The organism is Rhodanobacter sp. B2A1Ga4 (genome assembly GCF_018101315.1).
Lineage (GTDB): Bacteria > Pseudomonadota > Gammaproteobacteria > Xanthomonadales > Rhodanobacteraceae > Rhodanobacter > Rhodanobacter thiooxydans_A.
On sequence record NZ_JADBJR010000003.1, the window covers coordinates 119990 to 138226 of the forward strand.

Annotated in this window: 15 protein-coding genes; 7 read left to right on the top strand and 8 right to left on the bottom strand. The window is 68.4% G+C overall.

What is annotated here, in order from left to right; translation table 11 throughout:
- Window positions 1-77: 77 nt before the first annotated feature.
- From IMW82_RS11460 to IMW82_RS11475, 4 genes are all read right to left on the bottom strand, one after another.
- Entirely contained in the window at window positions 78-962 is an 885-nt protein-coding gene (locus IMW82_RS11460) for a glycosyltransferase family 2 protein (protein ID WP_211004754.1), read from the bottom strand.
- Window positions 963-1015: 53 nt separating this feature from the next.
- The gene (locus tag IMW82_RS11465) at window positions 1016-1762 is read right to left on the bottom strand and encodes a hypothetical protein (RefSeq protein WP_211004532.1); all 747 of its coding nucleotides are present in this window, start codon (window positions 1760-1762) and stop codon (window positions 1016-1018) included.
- A gap of 29 nt (window positions 1763-1791) precedes the next feature.
- On the bottom strand, window positions 1792-5655 hold the full coding sequence (gene purL, locus IMW82_RS11470; RefSeq protein WP_211004533.1) for a phosphoribosylformylglycinamidine synthase: 3864 nt from the start codon (window positions 5653-5655) through the stop codon (window positions 1792-1794).
- Window positions 5656-5803: 148 nt separating this feature from the next.
- On the bottom strand, window positions 5804-6574 hold the full coding sequence (locus IMW82_RS11475; RefSeq protein WP_211004755.1) for a DsbC family protein: 771 nt from the start codon (window positions 6572-6574) through the stop codon (window positions 5804-5806).
- Window positions 6575-6800: 226 nt separating this feature from the next.
- Between IMW82_RS11475 and IMW82_RS11480 the strand changes: the two genes are divergently transcribed.
- A complete protein-coding gene (locus IMW82_RS11480; protein WP_211004534.1) occupies window positions 6801-7475 on the top strand; it encodes a Fe2+-dependent dioxygenase in 675 nt (224 codons plus the stop codon).
- A 211-nt stretch (window positions 7476-7686) separates the two neighbouring features.
- Window positions 7687-9051, top strand: a complete 1365-nt coding sequence (locus tag IMW82_RS11485; RefSeq protein WP_211004535.1) for an SEL1-like repeat protein — start codon at window positions 7687-7689, stop codon at window positions 9049-9051.
- A gap of 40 nt (window positions 9052-9091) precedes the next feature.
- On the opposite strand, the gene xerD is transcribed toward IMW82_RS11485, so the two are convergent.
- Window positions 9092-10009 (bottom strand): site-specific tyrosine recombinase XerD, encoded by a 918-nt coding sequence (gene xerD, locus IMW82_RS11490; protein ID WP_211004536.1) that lies wholly within the window; start codon window positions 10007-10009, stop codon window positions 9092-9094.
- Between the two features lie 50 nt (window positions 10010-10059).
- On the opposite strand from xerD, the gene IMW82_RS11495 reads away from it, so the two are divergent.
- From IMW82_RS11495 to phaZ, 3 genes are all read left to right on the top strand, one after another.
- The gene (locus IMW82_RS11495) at window positions 10060-10563 is read left to right on the top strand and encodes an RDD family protein (protein WP_211004537.1); all 504 of its coding nucleotides are present in this window, start codon (window positions 10060-10062) and stop codon (window positions 10561-10563) included.
- A 193-nt stretch (window positions 10564-10756) separates the two neighbouring features.
- A complete protein-coding gene (locus tag IMW82_RS11500) occupies window positions 10757-11524 on the top strand; it encodes a methyltransferase domain-containing protein (protein WP_211004538.1) in 768 nt (255 codons plus the stop codon).
- A 90-nt stretch (window positions 11525-11614) separates the two neighbouring features.
- A complete protein-coding gene (gene phaZ / locus IMW82_RS11505) occupies window positions 11615-12913 on the top strand; it encodes a polyhydroxyalkanoate depolymerase (protein ID WP_211004539.1) in 1299 nt (432 codons plus the stop codon).
- Here phaZ and ltaE read toward each other — a convergent pair.
- From ltaE to lptF, 3 genes are all read right to left on the bottom strand, one after another.
- Window positions 12888-13907, bottom strand: coding sequence for a low-specificity L-threonine aldolase (ltaE, locus tag IMW82_RS11510; protein WP_211004540.1), 1020 nt, complete (start codon window positions 13905-13907; stop codon window positions 12888-12890). The genes phaZ and ltaE overlap by 26 nt on opposite strands.
- Window positions 13908-13990: 83 nt before the next feature.
- The gene (gene lptG / locus IMW82_RS11515) at window positions 13991-15091 is read right to left on the bottom strand and encodes an LPS export ABC transporter permease LptG (protein WP_211004541.1); all 1101 of its coding nucleotides are present in this window, start codon (window positions 15089-15091) and stop codon (window positions 13991-13993) included.
- Window positions 15088-16203: an LPS export ABC transporter permease LptF gene (gene lptF, locus IMW82_RS11520; RefSeq protein ID WP_211004542.1), complete on the bottom strand. Its 1116-nt coding sequence runs from the start codon at window positions 16201-16203 to the stop codon at window positions 15088-15090. The genes lptG and lptF overlap by 4 nt, the downstream gene beginning before the upstream one ends.
- 99 nt (window positions 16204-16302) lie before the next feature.
- Here lptF and IMW82_RS11525 point away from each other — a divergent pair, with 99 nt between their 5' ends.
- Window positions 16303-17790 carry a leucyl aminopeptidase gene (locus IMW82_RS11525; protein ID WP_211004543.1) on the top strand — a complete coding sequence of 496 codons (1488 nt, stop codon included), beginning with the start codon at window positions 16303-16305 and terminating at the stop codon, window positions 17788-17790.
- A 22-nt stretch (window positions 17791-17812) separates the two neighbouring features.
- Window positions 17813-18235, top strand: coding sequence for a DNA polymerase III subunit chi (locus tag IMW82_RS11530; RefSeq protein WP_211004544.1), 423 nt, complete (start codon window positions 17813-17815; stop codon window positions 18233-18235).
- The last annotated feature ends 2 nt before the right edge of the window (window positions 18236-18237 follow it).

Consider the following 18237-nt stretch of genomic DNA (forward strand, 5'->3'; position numbering starts at 1 on the left):
ATGGAGAGGAGTGAGGAGCGAGAGAAAGGCAGCGGCGCCACGTAGCGGTTTTTCCTTCGCTATTTTCCCACTTCTCCTCACTCGCTCCTCGCCTTCCGCCGCAGCAACTGCCGCGGGATCTGCAGCAGGAAATGCCCCCAGATGCCCAGCCATACCACGCCGACGATTAGCGGGTTGCGCGCGGCCGGGTCGTGCTTGCGGAACCAGCGCCACATGCCGCGGTGCTTGTGCCGGCTGACGAACACCGGGCGATGCCGGCTGGAGCTGCCTTTGCCGTGCAGCACGCGCACGTCGCCGGCCAGCAGCACCTGATAGCCGAGGTCGCGCACGCGGCGGCACAGGTCCAGGTCCTCGCAATGCAGGAAGTAGTCCTCGTCGAAACCGCCCAGACGCTGGAACATCGCGCGCGGCATCAGCATCAACGCACCCGAGACGGCCTCGGCCTCGATCGTCTCGGCCGGAATCTCCCGCTCGATGTTGACCTTCTCGCCGGCGCGGCCGAACAGGCTGTTGAGCGCACGCTGCAGCAGTGGATCGCGCCGCCACGAGGCCGGATCGGGGCGACCGTCGGCATCGCACACCACCGCACCGATCAGGCCGGCCCGGGGCCGGCCGGACAGCAGGTCCAGCAAGCGCTGCAGGTCGTCCTGCAGCAACAGGCAATCGGGGTTGAGGATCAGCAGCGCCTGGCCATGCGCCTGCTTCGCGGCGAGGTTCGCCGCCGGGCCGAAGCCGAGGTTGCGGTGGTTGTAGATCACCTGCAGCCGCGTGTCGTGCACATGCGCGCGCTCGATCGCCTCGGGCACGCCGTCGTGCGAATCGTTGTCGACCAGGATCAACTCCAGCGGCAGCGTGCTGGCCAGCACGCTGCGCACGCATTCACGCAACGTCGGGCCGCTGTCGGCGGACACCACGATCACGCTGAGCGCCAGCGCGAACGGCGAGCGATGGGAAGCGGGGATAGTCACGGGGCAAGTATGCGCGGAGACGCGCGCAGGGAGAACCGTCCGCGACTTCACGTTTCTTCCACATCGTCTTCGCCAAGCACGGCCGACAACGCCAGCGGCATGTCGTCGTCGCGGCGAAGCAGCCACGGCTGCTCGCAATACCAGCCACCCAGCTGCCAGCCGCGCAGGCGATGCTGCCGCTCGCGCTGGCGATCCCACAGCAGCACGCCGCGGTCGTTGTGCATGCGCGCGGCGAACCAGCGCCCACCCGGACTGAAGGCGGCCTGTGTGCCGACGCCGTCGATGCGTTCGCCGATTTCAAAAAGGTACGCGCCATCACGGTAGGCCACGCGACCGCCCAGTGGATCGACCAGACCGTCCGCAGCAACCTGCCATGTCGGCGGCTGCAGCTCGATGATCTCCGCAGGCGGACCGATCGGCGCCATCGCCAGTTCCGGCCACTCGGCGAATGGCGCCGCCGCCGGTGCGCGGCGCAGCGCGCGATCGAGCCAGGCCTCCAGGCCAGCCAGCAGCGTGTAGCCGGCCAGCGCGCCCAGCAAGGCCGCGCCCCAGGCAAACGCGTCGCCACCCAGTGCCCGCTGCAGCGCGAACAGCACGCCCGGCAGACCCCAGCGCAAGGCGCGCCGGATCAACGCGGCATGTTCGACGGCCAGCCGGTGCTGCAGCAAGGTCACCACCGCCGCCAGCGCCAGCAGCAGCGGCAGACCCAGCCACCACGGCAGCAAGGCCAGCAGGACCAGCCAGGCCACGCGCGCCAGCACGCCACGCCACGCCGGCCAGCGGCGCCGGTCCATCGCTCAGCGCCTCGTTGCCGGGCGAGTGGTTAGCCGCACCACACGCGGGCGTTGCGGAACATGCGCATCCACGGTGAATCCTCGCCCCACTGCTCCGGATGCCAGCTCAGCTGCACGCTGCGGAACACGCGCTCGGGGTGCGGCATCATGATCGTCACGCGGCCATCGGCGGCGGTGAAGCCGGCCAGGCCGCCCGGCGAGCCGTTGGTGTTGAGCGGGAAATTCTCGGTCGGCTTGCCGCGGTTGTCGACGAAGCGCACCGCGCCGTTCGACTTCGACGGGCTGCAGGCGTGCGGGAAACTGACCCGGCCCTCGCCGTGCGCCACCGCCACCGGAATCCGCGAACCGGCCATGCCCTTGAAGAAGAGGCTTGGCGTGTCGAGGATCTCCAGCGTGGCCAGGCGCGCCTCGTACTGTTCGGACGCGTTGCGCAGGAACTTCGGCCAGTGCTGCGCGCCGGGAATGATCTCCTTCAGCTGCGACAGCATCTGGCAACCGTTGCATACGCCGAGTGCGAACTTCGTCGGGTCGGCGAAGAACGCGGTGAACTCGGCGCGCAGCCTGTCGTTGTACAGGATCGAGGTGGCCCATCCGCGGCCGGCGCCGAGCACGTCGCCGTAGGAAAAACCGCCGCAGGCGGCGAAGCCGCGGAAGTCCGCCAGCTTGATCCGCCCGCTGGCGAGATCGGACATGTGCACGTCCACCGCGTCGAAGCCGGCGCGGGTGAACGCGGCCGACATCTCGACCTGGCCGTTGACGCCCTGCTCGCGCAGGACCGCGATGCGCGGGCGTTCGCCCTTGCCGATGAACGGCGCGGCGACATCCTGTGCCGGATCGAAGGTGAGCTTCGGGGTGATGCCCGGGTCGGCATCGTCGAGTCGCCACTCCGATTCCGCATCCGCGCTGAGCGGGTTGTCGCGCAGGCGCTGCATCGCGTGGCTGGTCTCGTTCCACGCCTTGAACAGCGTGCTCCAGTGCCACTTGAACAAGGTCTCGCCGCCGAGGAACAGCTTGATCCCCAGCTTCTCCTTTGGCCGGCCGATGCGATGGCTGATGCCGGCCAGCCCGTGCTTGATCAACAGCGCTTCGAACGCCTCGCGGTTCGCCTCGGCCACCTGCACCACCGCGCCGAGTTCCTCGTTGAACAGCGCACGCAGGGTCGCCTCGGCCCAGCCGTCCAGATGGATTTCCAGGCCGCAGTGGCCGGCAAACGCCATCTCCAGCAAGGTGGTGATGACGCCGCCGTCGGAGCGGTCGTGGTAGGCCAGCAGCAGGCCGCTCGCGTTCGCTTCCTGGATCAGCTCGAACAGCGCACGCAATCGCTTCGCGTCGTCCAGGTTCGGCGGCACGCCGCCGCCGCGGTTGAACACCTGGGTCAGCGCCGAGCCGCCGAGGCGGTCGCGCCCCGCGCCCAGGTCGAGTAGCCACAGCTCGGTGGCGCCGCGATCCAGCCGCAACTGCGGGGTGAGCGTGCGGCGCACGTCGCCGACGCGGGCAAAACCGGTGATCACCAGCGACACCGGCGACACCGTGCGCTGCGCGGTGGCACCGTCCTGCCACACGGTCTGCATCGACAGCGAGTCCTTGCCGACCGGGATGGAGATCTCCAGCTCGGGGCACAATTCCATGCCGATCGCCTTGACCGCATCGAACAGCGCGGCGTCCTCGCCCGGATGGTTGACCGCAGCCATCCAGTTCGCCGACAGGCGCACTTCGCCGAGGCTGGCGATCGACGCCGCGGCCAGGTTGGTGATCGCCTCGCCGACCGTCAGCCGCGCCGCGTCGGCGCTGGAGAGCAGCGCCACCGGCGCGCGCTCGGCCATCGCCATCGCCTCGCCGGCATAGCCGTCGAAGTCGGCGATGGTCACCGCGCAGTCGGCCACCGGCACCTGCCACGGGCCGACCATCGGGTCGCGCGCATTCAGGCCGCCGACGGTGCGGTCGCCGATGGTGATCAGGAAGCTCTTGCTGCCCACGCCGGGCAGGCGCAGCACGCGCAGCAGCGCCTCGTCCATGCCGATGCCGGTGAGGTCCGGCACCAGGTCGACGCGCGCCTTGTGCCGCGTGGCGTCGCGATGCATCCGCGGCGGCTTGCCGAACAGCACGTCCATCGGCAGGTCGATCACGGTCAGCCCGCGGCGCGGGTCGGTCAGCACCAGCTGGCGCTCGACCGTGGCGTCGCCGACGACGGCATACGGGCAGCGCTCGCGCATGCACATCGCCTCGAACTCGGCCAGATTCTCCGGACCGATCGCCAGCACGTAGCGTTCCTGCGATTCGTTGCTCCACACCTGCATCGGCGACAGCGAGGGGTCGTCGCAGGGAATCTTCGACAGGTCGATCACGCCGCCGACGCCGGCGTCGTTGAGCAGCTCGGGAATCGCGTTGGACAGGCCGCCGGCGCCGACGTCGTGCACGCTGACGATCGGGTTGTTTTCACCGCGCGCCCAGCAGGCGTCGATCACTTCCTGGCAGCGCCGCTCCATCTCGGCGTTGTCGCGCTGCACCGAGGCGAAGTCCAGCTCCGCGCTTGACGCGCCGCCGGCGACCGACGAGGCCGCACCGCCGCCCAGGCCGATCAGCATGGCCGGGCCGCCCAGCACGATCACCTTGTTGCCCGGCTGCACCGCGCGTTTCAGCACGTGGCCGGGGCGCAGATTGGCCAGCCCGCCGGCCAGCATGATCGGCTTGTCGTAGCCGCGGCGCAGGCCGGGTTCGGCGCTCTCGTGCTCGTAGCTGCGGAAATAGCCGCCCAGACAGGCGCGGCCGAATTCGTTGTTGAACGCGGCGGCGCCGAGCGGGCCGTCGCGCATGATCTCGAACGCGCTGGCCATGCGCGGAGGCAGCGGGCGCTCCACTTCCCACGGCCGCGGCAGGCCGGGAATGCGCAGGTCGGACACCGAGAAACCGGTGAGCCCGGCCTTTGGCTTGCCGCCGCGGCCGGTGGCGCCCTCGTCGCGGATCTCGCCGCCGGCGCCGGTGGCCGCGCCGGGCCAGGGCGCGATCGCGGTGGGGTGGTTGTGCGTTTCCACCTTGATCGCGTAGTCGATGCGTTCCTCGTGAGCGCGCCACACGCCATCGGCTGGATCGGCGAAGAAGCGCCGGCCGGTGTTGCCCTCGATCACCGCCGCGTTGTCCGAATAGGCGGACAGCGTATGCGCGGGCGAGCGCTGGTGGGTGTGCTTGATCATGCCGAACAGGGTCTTGTCCTGTTCCGCGCCGTCGACCGTCCAGCTGGCGTTGAACACCTTGTGCCGGCAGTGCTCGGAATTCGCCTGGGCGAACATGAACAGCTCGGCGTCGGTGGGATCGCGGCCGAGTTCGGCGTAGCGGTCGACCAGGTAGTCGATCTCGTCGTCGGCCAGCGCCAGGCCCAGCCGCAGGTTCGCCGCGGCCAATGCGGCCTGCGGCTCGGCGCCCAGCGCCACGTGCACCAGGTCGCCAGGCGAGCCGGCCAGGAACAGGCCTTGCGCGTCTTCGATGCGGGTCAGCACCGACTGCGTCATCGCGTCGTGCAGCACCGCCATGATCGCGGCGTGGTCCGGTGCCTCGGCCGGCGGCAGGCCGGCGACCTGCCAGGCCAGGCCGCGTTCCACCCTGCGCACGTCGAAACCGGCGCCATGCAGGATGTCGGTGGCCTTGCTCGACCACGGCGAGATCGTGCCCAGCCGCGGCACCACCCACAGCGTGGCCGGCTCGGGCAGCGCATCCTTCGCTTCCAGCACGGCCAGCAGGCGCTCGCGCAGCTCGCCCTCCGGCACCGTGCCGGCGTCGACGAAATAGACGAACCACGACGCCTGCACGCGTACGCCGCGATGCAGGGCATCCAGGCGGGCATTGAGGCGTTCGAGACGGAACGGCGAGAGGGCGTTCTGCCCGTCGAGTGCGATCATGCGGGGAACGGCGCTATGCGAGGAAAACGCCTATTCTAACCCATGCTGCAATACGGCATAAGCCAAGGCCGGAGCCCCGCCCTTACGTTCCGTTCCCAGCCTTGCCCCTCAAGGGGCCTTCTTCGGTCGCAGGAGCGGGAGGCGAAGCTCAGCCGCCCTGCTGCAGCGCCTGCAGCAGCTGCTCGGGGGTCACATAACCACCCAGCACGCGCCCATCCGGCCCGTAGATCGTCGGGGTGCCGCTGACGCCCAGCTTCACGCCCAGGTTGAACTGGTCCTTGACCGGGTTGGCGCAGGTCGCCGGCGCCGGTGCATGGCCTTCCTTCGCGGCGGTGAACGCGGCCTTGCGGTCCTTGGCACACCACACCGAGGCCATCTCGGTGTAGGTCGGCGTGGGCCGGCCGGCGGTGGTCACCAGGCCTTCGCGCGGCCACGCCAGGTACTCCACCGCGATGCCTTCCTTGTTGAACGCGGCCACGTGCTCGTGCAGTGCGCGGCAGAAGCCGCAGTTCACGTCGGTGAACACGGTCACCGTGTACTTCGGGTTCGCCGGCGCGAACACGATGCGATCGGACGCCGGCACCTTGGCCAGCTCGGCCTTGCGGAAGCGCGCCCAGGCGGCGTCGCTGATGTTCTGCTTGCGGCTCAGGTCGATCACGTCACCATGCATCGCGTACTTGCCGTCGGTGCTGACGTAGAGCAACTGGCCGGCGGCGATCACCTGGTAGAAGCCCGGCATCGGCGCCGGCTCGATCGAATCGACCTGCACGTTCGCCGCCAGGCTCTTGATCGCCTGTCGCACCATCTGCTGCGCCGCCGGCGTCACCGCCGGGCTGGCGGCCGGCGCCACATCGTTTTCGGCAGCACAGGCAGCCAGGGAAAGTCCGCCGATGCACAGCGCCAGCAACAGTTTCTTCAACATCACCAACCTCGTTCGATCCGTGGCCGGCGCGTTCGCCGGTGGCAGACATGCATTCTCGCACAGGCAGCTGAACGCCATTGGGTGCACGATGCCGCAGAAAGCGATGATCGGCGCCCCGGTTCGATGGTAGATTTTCGCGACACCGCCGCCCGAAACGAACCGGCAGTACAGCCCGGCCGCGCGCGGCCTTTCCCGACAACCTGAATCGCCCGGCGGAATCCCCGTGATCATTTGCGCTCCCAACGTACTGACCGCCGAGGAACTCGGCACGATACGCAGCGAACTCCAGGGCGCCCCGTTCGTCGACGGCGCCAGCACGGCCGGCTGGTCGGCACGCGAGGTCAAGAAGAATCTGCAGATCGACATCAACACCGAAAGCCAGGCCCGGCTGCGGGAGATCGTGCGCAGCGCCTTCCTGCGCAACACCATGCTGCAGGCGGCGATCCTGCCGTCCGCGATGACGCAGGTCCTGTTCAACCGTTACGACGTCGGCATGCAATACGGCCGGCACGTCGATGCCCCGGTGATGGGCGGCCTGGGCAGCGCGGTGCGCACCGACGTGGCGATCACGGTGTTCCTGTCCGACCCCGCCAGCTACACCGGCGGCGACCTGGTGGTGGAGAGCAACGGCGTGGAATACGGCTTCAAGCTGGATGCCGGCTCCGCCATCGCCTACCCGGCCAACTCACTGCACCACGTTACCCCGGTCACCCAGGGCGCACGTTACGCCGCCATCATCTGGGTGCAGAGCCAGGTGCGCGACACCGGCAAGCGCGAACTGCTGTGGGACCTGGACAACGCCAAGCGGCAGATCTTCGGCCGCGAAGGCAAGAGCGCCACGTTCGACACCATCAGCAAGTCGCATGCAAACCTGCTGCGCATGTGGGCGGATGTGTAAGGTCAAGATTCTCGTGCCACCTCCGGTGATCCTTTACCCATCATCCAAGCTGGGAAGTGACCGCTTCACCATTTTCGCCGTCACTTCACTTGATGCAGCAGAACAAGCCTGACCTCTAGATTTTTACCCACTAAAAAATGTGGCCGTCCGCGCGCTGTTAGTTATGGCCGTGAACTGCGAAGTTCATGGGGAGATTCAACAAGGGGGAGTCATGGGAAAGGTCATGGTGGCTATAGCTGCGACTGTCGCGCTGTCTGGTTGTGTATCCAGCCCCAGGCAATTGACGGCGACAAGCGCGGGCGATGTTGCGGCAGAGCTCGCGCAGCTCGAATCCCTGGCGGCCAGGGGTGACGCCAACGCGGAATATCGCCTGGGCCTCAGGTATTCCGATGGCAATGGCGTGCCCAAGGACGTCGTGAAGGCCTTGGCCCTGTATCGTGCCTCCGCCGCCCAGGGAAACGCCGATGGCGAAAACGCGCTCGGCGTTTCTTACTACCTCGGCGAGGGTGTGCCGAAAGATTGGGACCAGGCCATCGCGCTCTACCGGCAAGCTGCCGCCCAGGGAAACGCCAAAGGAGAGCACAACCTGGGGGCCAACTATCTCTTCGGTAACGGAGTGCCACGGGATTCCACGGAAGCCGCGAAATGGCTCATGTTGTCCGCTGCCCAAGGATACGCGCCGGCGGAGTTTCGGCTGGGGTGGATGTACGACGAGGGTGTTGGCTTCGAACGAAGCGACGCCTTGGCATTGAAGTGGTACCGCACCGCCGTCGCCCATGGCGATCGCGAGGCGGAGAACAACCTGGGGTTGATGTATGCCGATGGTCGTGGCGTGCCGCGCAACGTGGTACAGGCCATAGCCTTGTATCGACGGGCTGCCCAGAAGGGGAACGTGGATGCGATGAACAACCTCGCCAGCATCTATTTCCACGGTGATCAAGAGCAGCCGAAGGACTACGAACAGGCCTTTCTCTGGTACGGGAAATCAGTGGCGCTGGGCGATGCCCAAGGACTGAACGGCCTGGGTGTGATGTACGAAGAGGGACGTGGCGTCGCCAAGGATGTTCAGCACGCCGTAGCCCTGTATCGCCTGGCGGCGGCACAAGGCTACGGCGAAGCACAATCCAATCTCGGCAGGGTCTACGAATACGGCGTGGGTGTCCCCAGGGACTATGCGCAAGCCTTCGGCTGGTATGCGGCCGGCGCCAGGCAAGGCGATGGGAACGCCGAGAACGGCCTCGGCGCCATGTTCGCGAACGGCGAAGGAGTGGCGAAAGACAAGGTGACTGCCGAGAGGCTCTTCCGCGCAGCCGCCGCAAACGGCGAACACGGTGGTTTGCTCAACATCGCCGAGATGTACTTCGACGGAGTCAATCACCCAAGCGATATGGCCGCCGGCTATGCGCTGGCCTATGTGGTGGCAGCCATGAACGATGCACCGCCCGACGCCGCCGACGTCCGTGACAGCATGCGCAAAAGGCTCAATCTCATGCAGCTGGCCAGGTCCCGGGACCTGATCGAGAGGATGCATCAGCAAGACCCGCTTGCCGTGCTTGACGCTGCAACCGGCAAGTGAGTCCGCGGATACCGGAATCGCGGACTTTCGTTCGAACTCCTCACCCCCGCGGATGATGCTGCGCATGCAGCCGTTTCAGGCCTTCCTTCGCCACCAGCGTGTAGATCTGGGTGGTGCTGAGCGAGCTGTGGCCAAGCAGCATCTGCAGCGCGCGCAGGTCGGCGCCGTGGTTGAGAAGGTGGGTGGCGAAGGAGTGGCGCAGCACATGCGGCGAGATGCGTTTCGGGTTGATGCCGACTTTCAGCGCGTAGCGCTTGACCAGGGTCCAGAACATCTGCCGGGTCATGCCTTCGCCGCGCTGGCTGAGGAACAGCGCCGCCGGCTGGCGGCCTTTCGCCAGCGCCGGCCGCGCCTCGGCCAGGTAGGCGCCGATGCGCGCCAGCGCTTCCTCGCCGACCGGCACCAGCCGGTCCTTGCCGCCCTTGCCGGTGATGCGCAGCACGCCCTGGCGCGGGTTCAGCGCGGCCAGCGGCAACTCGACCAACTCGGATACGCGCAGGCCGGAGGCGTACATCAGCTCCAGCATCGCGCGGTCGCGCAGGCCCAGCGTGGTGCTGGTGTCGGGCGCGTCGAGCAGGCCCTCGATCTCGCGTTCGGCCAGCGCCTTGGGCAGGCTGCGCGGCAGCTTCGGGCGTTCGATCAGCAGGGTCGGGTCGGCGAAACCCGGTTCGCTGCGGGTGAGTAACGCGTAGTAGCGGCGGAACGCCGACTGCCGCCGTGCGATCGAGCGCACCGCCGTCGGCTGCGCGCCGTGGTAGGCGGAAATGTCCTCGCGCCGTGCGGTGTGCAGAGTGCGCCCGCGCGCCGCGAGCCAGCGCGCCAGCGCCTCCAGGTCGCGGCGGTAGGCCTCCAGCGTGCGGTCGGCCAGGCCGTCCTCCGACCAGACCCGTTCCACAAATGCGTTGATGCCCAGCCGGTCGGCTTCGGCGATACTGGCGCGCTTCTCTTCCTTCCTCATGCGCACGATGCTGGCCATTGCGCGCGCACTACGCAAGCGACCGAGCCACGATGCCCATGAACCCCGCCACCACCGACACGCCCTGCCCGCTGTGGCGCCGCCTGCTGGCGCTGGTCTACGACCTGCTGATCGTGGTGGCGATCGTGATGGTGGTGGGGCTGCTGTGCCAGCTCGCCACCGGCGGCAAGCTGATCCGCACCGGCGCGACGACGGTGGTGCCGATCTGGTACCAGGCGCTGCAGGGCGCGGTGGTGGCGGCGTACTTCATCGGCTCGTGGCGGCGCGGCGGGCAGACGCTGGGCATGCGGCCGTGGCGCATCCGGGTCACCCGCGACGACGGCGGCACGCCGACGCTGCAACAGGCGCTGATCCGCGTGCTGGTGGCCGCCGCGCCGCTGGTGCTGTTGCTGCTGGCGCCGGTGGCCGGATTGCGTGCGACGTTGTGGACGCTGCTGGCGGTGTGGACCGGCTGGTTCGCCGTAGCCATGTTCGATTCGCGCCGGCGTGCGCTGCACGACATCGCGGCCGGCACCGAGATCCGCATGCTGGGCTGAGAGGTTGTGATTTTTCAACCTCGAAGCCCGGCCATGGATGGCCGGGCGCGGATCGGGCACGCAAGTGCCTGATTCGCGTGAGCGAGTCCGGACATGTGCCGGACTCGCGACGGAAGAAAACCACAGGAAGTGGTTTTCTTCACAAGCGCTGAGCTTCACACTTCGCTCAGCGCATCCACGCTTCAATCCGCCGATGCCCGCATCGCACCCTGCCGAAAGCCGCAGCAACGCCGAACTGATCCGCGCCAACCGCGGCTTCTACGAATCGCTGTGGTCAGAGTCGAAACTGATCGGGCCGGAACGCTTCAACACCTGGCCGCTGCTGCGCGAACTGGCCGACGCCGCGCTGCGCCGGCTGGAGGTGGCACCCGGCCTGCGCCCACGGCTGCCGTTGCACGGCACCTGCTTCGTCGATCTCAGCCATGCCGCGCTGCGTCGCCTGCAGGCAAGCGGCGCCAACGCGGTACACGGCATGATCGGCGCCCTGCCGTGCGCCAGCGCCAGCTTCGACCTGGTTTGCGCGCTCGACATCCTCGAACACGTCGCCGACGACGATGGCGCGCTGGCCGAACTGGCGCGCGTGGCCGTACCGGGCGCCAGCGTGCTGTTGTCGGTGCCGCTGCACCCGGCGGCATGGACCGCGTTCGACGACTTCGTCGGCCACTGCCGCCGCTACGAACCGGAGCGGATCGTGGCGCTGCTCGCGCGGCACGGTTTCACCATCGAACGCAGCGCGGTGTACGGCATGCAGCCGAAGTCCTCGCGCCTGCTCGGACTCGGCCAGTGGTACCTCACCCACCGGCGCGAGCGCGCGATGTGGTGGTACAACCGGGTGTTCATGCCGCTCGGCCTGCGCTTCCAGAAACCGCTGCGATGGCGCGAGGGTCTGGGCGATACGGACGGGGTCGACGAACTGTTGCTGCGCTGCCGTTACCGTCCGGTGGCAACGCCAAGTCACTGATTGGACAGGGCACCGCGATTGCGGCGTCGCAACACCCAGCGATCAAACAGCGCTAAGATGGCCCCTTCGTCTCCGGCTCGCCCACTTCCGATGCTCTATCAGATCCACGAATGGCAACGCTCGTTCCTCGGCCCGTTGAGCCACTTCGCGCAAGCCAGCGCGCGCATGCTCAACGGCACCAGCAGTCCGTTCGCGCAGATGCCCGGCGTGCAGCGGATGGCCGCCGGCTATGAGCTGATCCATCGCCTCGGCAAGGATTACGAGAAGCCCGAGTTCGGCATCCACACCGCCACTGCGCACGAGCACGAGATCGCGGTGATCGAACGGGTCGCGCTGGACAAGCCGTTCTGCCAGCTGAAGCGCTTCAAGCGCTTCAGCGACGACCCGTCCACCATCGAGAAGATGAAGAACGATCCGGTGGTGCTGGTGGTGGCGCCGCTGTCCGGCCACCACGCCACGCTGCTGCGCGACACCGTGCGCACGCTGCTGCGCGACCACAAGGTCTACATCACCGACTGGGTCGATGCACGCATGGTGCCAGCCGCGGCCGGCACGTTCGGACTTGACGACTACATTGCCTACGTCGAGGCGTTCATCCGCCACATCGGCGCATCCACGCTGCACGTGATCTCGGTCTGCCAGCCGACCGTGCCGGTGCTGGCGGCGGTGTCGCTGATGGCCGCACGCGGCGAAGCCACCCCGCGCAGCATGACCATGATGGGCGGCCCGATCGACCCGCGCTGCAGTCCCACCAGCGTCAACAACCTGGCCACTACCCAGCCGCTGTCCTGGTTCAAGGGCAACGTGATCCACACCGTGCCGCCGAATTACCCCGGCCACGGCCGCGAGGTCTATCCGGGCTTCCTGCAGCACGCCGGGTTCATCGCGATGAACCCCGGCCGCCACCTCAATTCGCACTGGGATTTCTACCAGGACCTGCTGCGCGGCGACCTCGACGACGCCGAATCGCACCGCAAGTTCTACGACGAATACAACGCCGTGCTGGACATGCCGGCCAGGTTCTACCTCGACACGATCGACAAGGTGTTCCAGCAGTTCCTGCTGCCACGCGGCCTGTGGAACGTGGCCGGCGAACGGGTGAACCCCGCCGCGATTGAACGCACTGCCCTGCTCACCATCGAGGGTGAACTGGACGACATCTCCGGCCTCGGCCAGACCGAAGCCGCGCACGACCTGTGCAGCAGCATTCCGGCCAAGCGCCGCGCACACAAGGTGATCGAAGGCGCCGGCCACTACGGCATCTTCAGCGGCCGCCGCTGGCGCGAGACGGTCTACCCGCAGGTACGCGACTTCATCCGCCAGTTCGACGCCGCCCCCGCAGACTCGCGCGGCGTGGCGAAGGTCAGCCGCGCGCGAAAAACGCGCTGAACGCCGCGACGACGCGCTCGACGCCGTCGTCGTCGATGTCCAGATGCGTCACCAGGCGCAGCGTGGGCAGGTAGCCGATGCTGATGCGGATGCCGGCCTCGCGCAGATGGACGTCCAGTTCGCGCAGTCGCCCGGCGGGCACGTCAATGAACACCATGTTGGTGTACTGGCCGAGCAGGTCGATACCGGCGATCTCGCGCAGGCGGCCGGCCAGGTAGGCCGCACGGCGATGGTCGTCGGCCAGCCGCGCCACGTGGTGGTCCAGCGCGTACTGGCCCGCCGCGGCGAGGATGCCGGCCTGGCGCCAGCCGCCGCCGGTGACCTTGCGCCAGCGGCGCGCCTTGTCGACCAGCGCGTGCGAACCGAGCAGCACCGAACCGACCGGCGCACCGAGGCCCTTGGACAGGCACACCGACACCGTGTCGAAATGCCGCGCGATCTCGCGCGCCGGCACGTTGCAGGCAACGGCGGCATTGAACAGGCGCGCGCCATCCAGGTGCAGGCCGAGTCCGTGCGCGCGTGCCGTGTCATGGGCCGCCTGCAGATAGTCCAGCGGCAGGGTGCGGCCGTGCCAGGTGTTCTCCAGCGCCAGCACGCGGGTGCGCGCGAAGTGCGGGTCGACCGGCTTGATCGCCGCCTCGATGCGCTCCAGCGGCAGGCTGCCATCGGCCGCCTGCACGATCGGCTGCGGCTGGATCGAGCCGAGCACCGCCGCGCCGCCGCCCTCGAACTTGTAGGTGTGCGCGTCCATGCCGACCAGGTATTCGTCGCCGCGTTCGCAGTGGCTCATCAGCGCCAGCAGGTTGGACTGGGTGCCGCTGGGCACGAACAGGCCGGCGTCGAAACCGAGCTCGTCGGCGAGGCGCTGCTGCAATGCGTTGACCGTGGGGTCCTCGCCGTAGACGTCGTCGCCGACCTCGGCCGCCAGCATCGCCGCGCGCATCGCCGCGGTCGGACGCGTCACTGTGTCGCTGCGCAGATCAACCCATTCCACGATTCACCCCCTGCTGTCGACAAAGAAGGCCAGCTTGGCCGCATCGGGCGTTCCGGGCAAGCATGTGTGCCGGCGCGAAGCGCTCAGACGCGCCGACGGAAATACAGCCAGGCCGCCGTCACCAGGATCAGCGCCGGCAGCAGGTTCGCCAGCAGCGGCGGCATGCCGTACACGGTGCCGAAATTCACCATCGCCTGCTGCAGGAAGTACCAGCCCAGCGCGAGCAGGATGCCGATGAACATGCGCTTGCCCAGGCCGCCGGAGCGCAGCGAGCCGAACGCGAACGGCATCGCGCACAGCACCAGCACCAGCACGTTGAGCGGATACAGCGCACGCCCCCAGAACGCCACCGCGTAGGTGCCCGGACTCTGGCCGTTGCCTTGCAGATAATTCATGTTGCGGCGCAGGTCGCGCATGGAAAGGTATTGCGGCTGGATCACCGATTGCGCTAGCACCTGCGGATCGAGGCTGGACTGCCACGGCAGCGCGGCCGCGGTGCTGGCATGGGTGCCTTGCGCATCCAGCGTGGTGACGCGCACGTCGTGCAGCACCCATTGCCGGCCGTTGTGCTCGGCAGTCCTGGCCCACACGAAGCGCTCGAGCCTGCCGTCGGTGGTGAAGGTGAACACGCGCACGTCGCTGAGCTGCACCGTGCCGACGCCATCGCGCAGTTTGAGCGAGGTGCCGCGGGCGTTGATCACGTCATTGCCGTCGCGCGCCCACAGACCGCTGCTGGTGCTCATGCCGAGGTTGCCGGGCTTCGCCCGCGTCTGCATCGTCTGCGCCTGCTGGTCGCCCCACGGTGCCAGCGTCTCGCCCATGATCACCACGCCGACGATCAGCACCGCGACCACGCCCACCGCGGAGCCGGCGATGCGCAGCCGCGACATGCCGGCCGCGCGCAGCGCGGTGAGCTCGCCGGTGCCGGCCAGCCCGCCCAGGCCGAGCAGGCCGCCGATCAGCGCGGCGTTGCCGAACATCTCGTAGGCGCGGCGGGGAAACGTCACCAGCACATAGGCCACCGCATTGCTCAGCGTGTAGCCGTGCTTGCCGACGTTGCCGAGCTGGCGCAACAGCTGGGTCACCGCATCGAAGCCGGTCAGCACCAGCCACACCATCAGCAGCGAGCCGAGCACGCTCATCGCCACCAGCCGGTCGACGCGCTTGATGTTGAACACCGTCATGCCGGCACACCCGGCGACGGCACCCGCAGCTTGCGCGGGGAATACTGCTTCCACAGCATCCACAAGGCCAACGCCAGCACCAGCACATGCAGCGCCCACAGCGGCGCCTCGCTGTGCCAGTGGCCCTTGCCGATCTGCGCGCGGCCCAGCGCCAGCAGGGTGTAGTAGAGATAGAACGTGAGCACCGCCAGCAGCAGGCGGCCGTACTTCGGCTCGCGCGGGCTCTGCCGCGACAGCGGCAGCGCCAGCAGCAGCAGCACGAAGGTCAGCGGCGGCGCGTTGGCGCGCCAGGCCAACTCGGCGCGGTCGTCCGGATCGTCCGACCGGGCCAGCGCCCAGCTGCTCTTCGAATGTGCCGGATCGTCGTCTTCGTTGGCCTGCACGCTGGACAGCGAGGTGTCGTTGCGCTGGTACTGCATCTGCCGCCAGTTGTTCAGGCCCAGCGGGATGTCGTACTGCCAGCCGTCCTTGAACGCGATGAAGCGGCCGTCGCCGTTGCTCTCCTGGTACAGCTCGCCGCTGGCTGCGCTGACCACTTTCAGGTGCGGCGGCCCGTCCTTGCTGTCGCTCTGGGTCGCCACGAACGTGCGCCCCAGCTTGCTGCCGTCGCGGCTGAGGCTGTCGACGAAGATGATGCCACCCTTGCCGGGCAGCTCGGTGAAACGCCCTGCGTCCAGGCCCGCCGCGATCACCGAACGGTTCGCCTCCGCCACCAGCGCGTCGCTGGTGCGCACCGCCCACGGCCCCAGCCACAGCGAGACCAACGTGGTGATCGCCACCAGCACCGCGCCGAGCATCAGCACCGGCCGCAGCAACCCGCGCGGCCCCATGCCGGAGGACGACAGCACGTGCATCTCGCTCTCGCGGTACATCCGCCCCAGCCCCAACAGCACGCCGACGAAACTGGCCAGCGGCATCATGTTGGTGAGTCCGTCGAGCGTGCGCAGGCCGAGCACCTGGAACATCACGCTGGGCGGGAAGCTGCCGTTGGCGACCTGCTGCAGCACCTTGGCGAACGCGCTGCCGGCCACGACCACCAGCAGCACCACCACGGTGGCAGCCACGGTCTGCGCCAGCTCGCGCAGGAAATAGCGGTCGAGGATGCTCAGCATGCGATAAACTTGTCCGCTTGAACGGCCCGGCCCGATCGGCCGGCAAACCGCAAGTCTAGCCTGTCCGGCCGCAAGCCGGGCCCATGCAGGAACCCCCCGATGACACTCCAGTTCAGCCTCGGCACCACCGCCCCCGCCACCGTCGACAGCGCCTGCGTGCTGGTCGGCGTTTACGAACAGGGCGTGCTGACCAGTGCGGCTGCCCAGCTGGACAGCGCTGCCGGTGGAATGATCAAGCGCCAGGTGGAGAGCGGCGACATCAGCGGCAAGGCCGGCAGCACCACGCTGCTGTTCGCGCCGACCGGCGTCGCCGCGCAACGCGTACTGGTGGTCGGCCTGGGCGCGCAGAAATCGTTCGATGCGGCGCGCTACCAGAAGGTGAACATCGAGGCGGCCCGCGCGCTCGGGCGCCTGCCGGTGGCGAGCGCAGTGTCCTGCCTCACCGAAGTGGACGTGCCCGGCCGCGACAGCGCCTGGCGCGTGCGCATCGCCGCACTGGCCAGCGACCACGCCGCCTACCGCTACACCGCCACGTTCAAGCCGCGCGACAAGAGCAAGCAGACCGAACTGGCCACGCTCACCTTCGCCGCCGGCGCCGACGCACAGCGCGGGCTGGACCAGGCCGTGGCGATCGCCGAGGGCGTGCGCTTCGCCCGCGAACTGGCCAACCTGCCGCCGAACATCTGCAACCCGGCGTACATCGCCGCGCAGGCGCAGGCCTTCGCCGACGCGCAGGACAAGGTCAGTTGCAACGTGCTCGACGAGGCCGCGATGGCGAAGCTCGGCTTCGGCTCGCTGCTCGCGGTGGCGCGCGGCTCGGTCAACAAGCCGCGCCTGATCGCGCTTGAATACAAGGGCGGCAACGACGGCGACAAGCCGTACGCGCTGGTCGGCAAGGGCGTCACCTTCGACTCCGGTGGCATCAGCCTGAAGCCCGGCGCCGGCATGGAGGAGATGAAGTTCGACATGGGCGGCGCCGCCGGCGTGCTGGGCGCGTTCGTGGCCGCGGTGAAGATGGGCCTGAAGCTCAACCTGGTCTGCGTGGTGCCGGCCGTGGAGAACATGCCCGACGGCGACAGCTATCGTCCCAGCGACGTGCTGACCAGCCTGTCCGGACTCACCATCGAAGTGCTCAACACCGACGCCGAAGGCCGGCTGATCCTGTGCGACGCGCTGACCTACACCGCGCAGACGTACCAGCCGCAGGCGCTGATCGACGCCGCCACGCTCACCGGCGCCTGCGTGATCGCGCTGGGCAAGCACGCCAGCGGCCTGATGAGCAAGCACGACGACCTCGCCGCCGAACTGCTCGCCGCCGGCGAGGAAACCCTCGACCGCGCCTGGCGCCTGCCGCTGTGGGATGACTACCAGGCGCAGCTCGACTCCGGCTTCGCCGACGTCGCCAACATCGGCGGCAAGAGCGCCGGCGCGATCACCGCCGGCTGCTTCCTGTCGCGCTTCACCGACGGCCAGCGCTGGGCCCATCTGGACATCGCCGGCACTGCCTGGGAGGAAGGCCGCAAGGGCCTCGCCACCGGCCGTCCGGTGGCACTGCTGGCGCAGTGGCTGCTGGATCGCGCTGGCTGAGCGCATCCCGGAGCCGACCGCCATGCCCCGAGCCGACTTCTACCTGATCGACAAGCCGCGCTTCCGCGAACAGCCGCTGCTGCTCGTCTGCGAGCTGGCGAAAAAGGCGTTCGCGGGGCAGCAGCCGACGCTGATCCTGACCCGCGACCACGACCAGGCGCAGGCACTGGACGAACTGCTGTGGGCATTCGACGACGACGCGATGATCCCGCACCAGCTGGCCGGCGACGATGACGACGACGAGGTCGCGGTGCTGATCGTGCCGCCCAGCGTCGACAGTGCCGACCGCCCGCTGCTGATCAACCTGCGCGAGACCTGCCCCGCCGGCCGCTACCAGCGCGTGCTGGAAGTGGTGGCCGCCGATCCGGCCGAACGCGACGGCTCGCGCACGCGCTGGCGCGAATACCAGCGACTGGGTTTCGAGCTGCACAAATACGACATGTGACA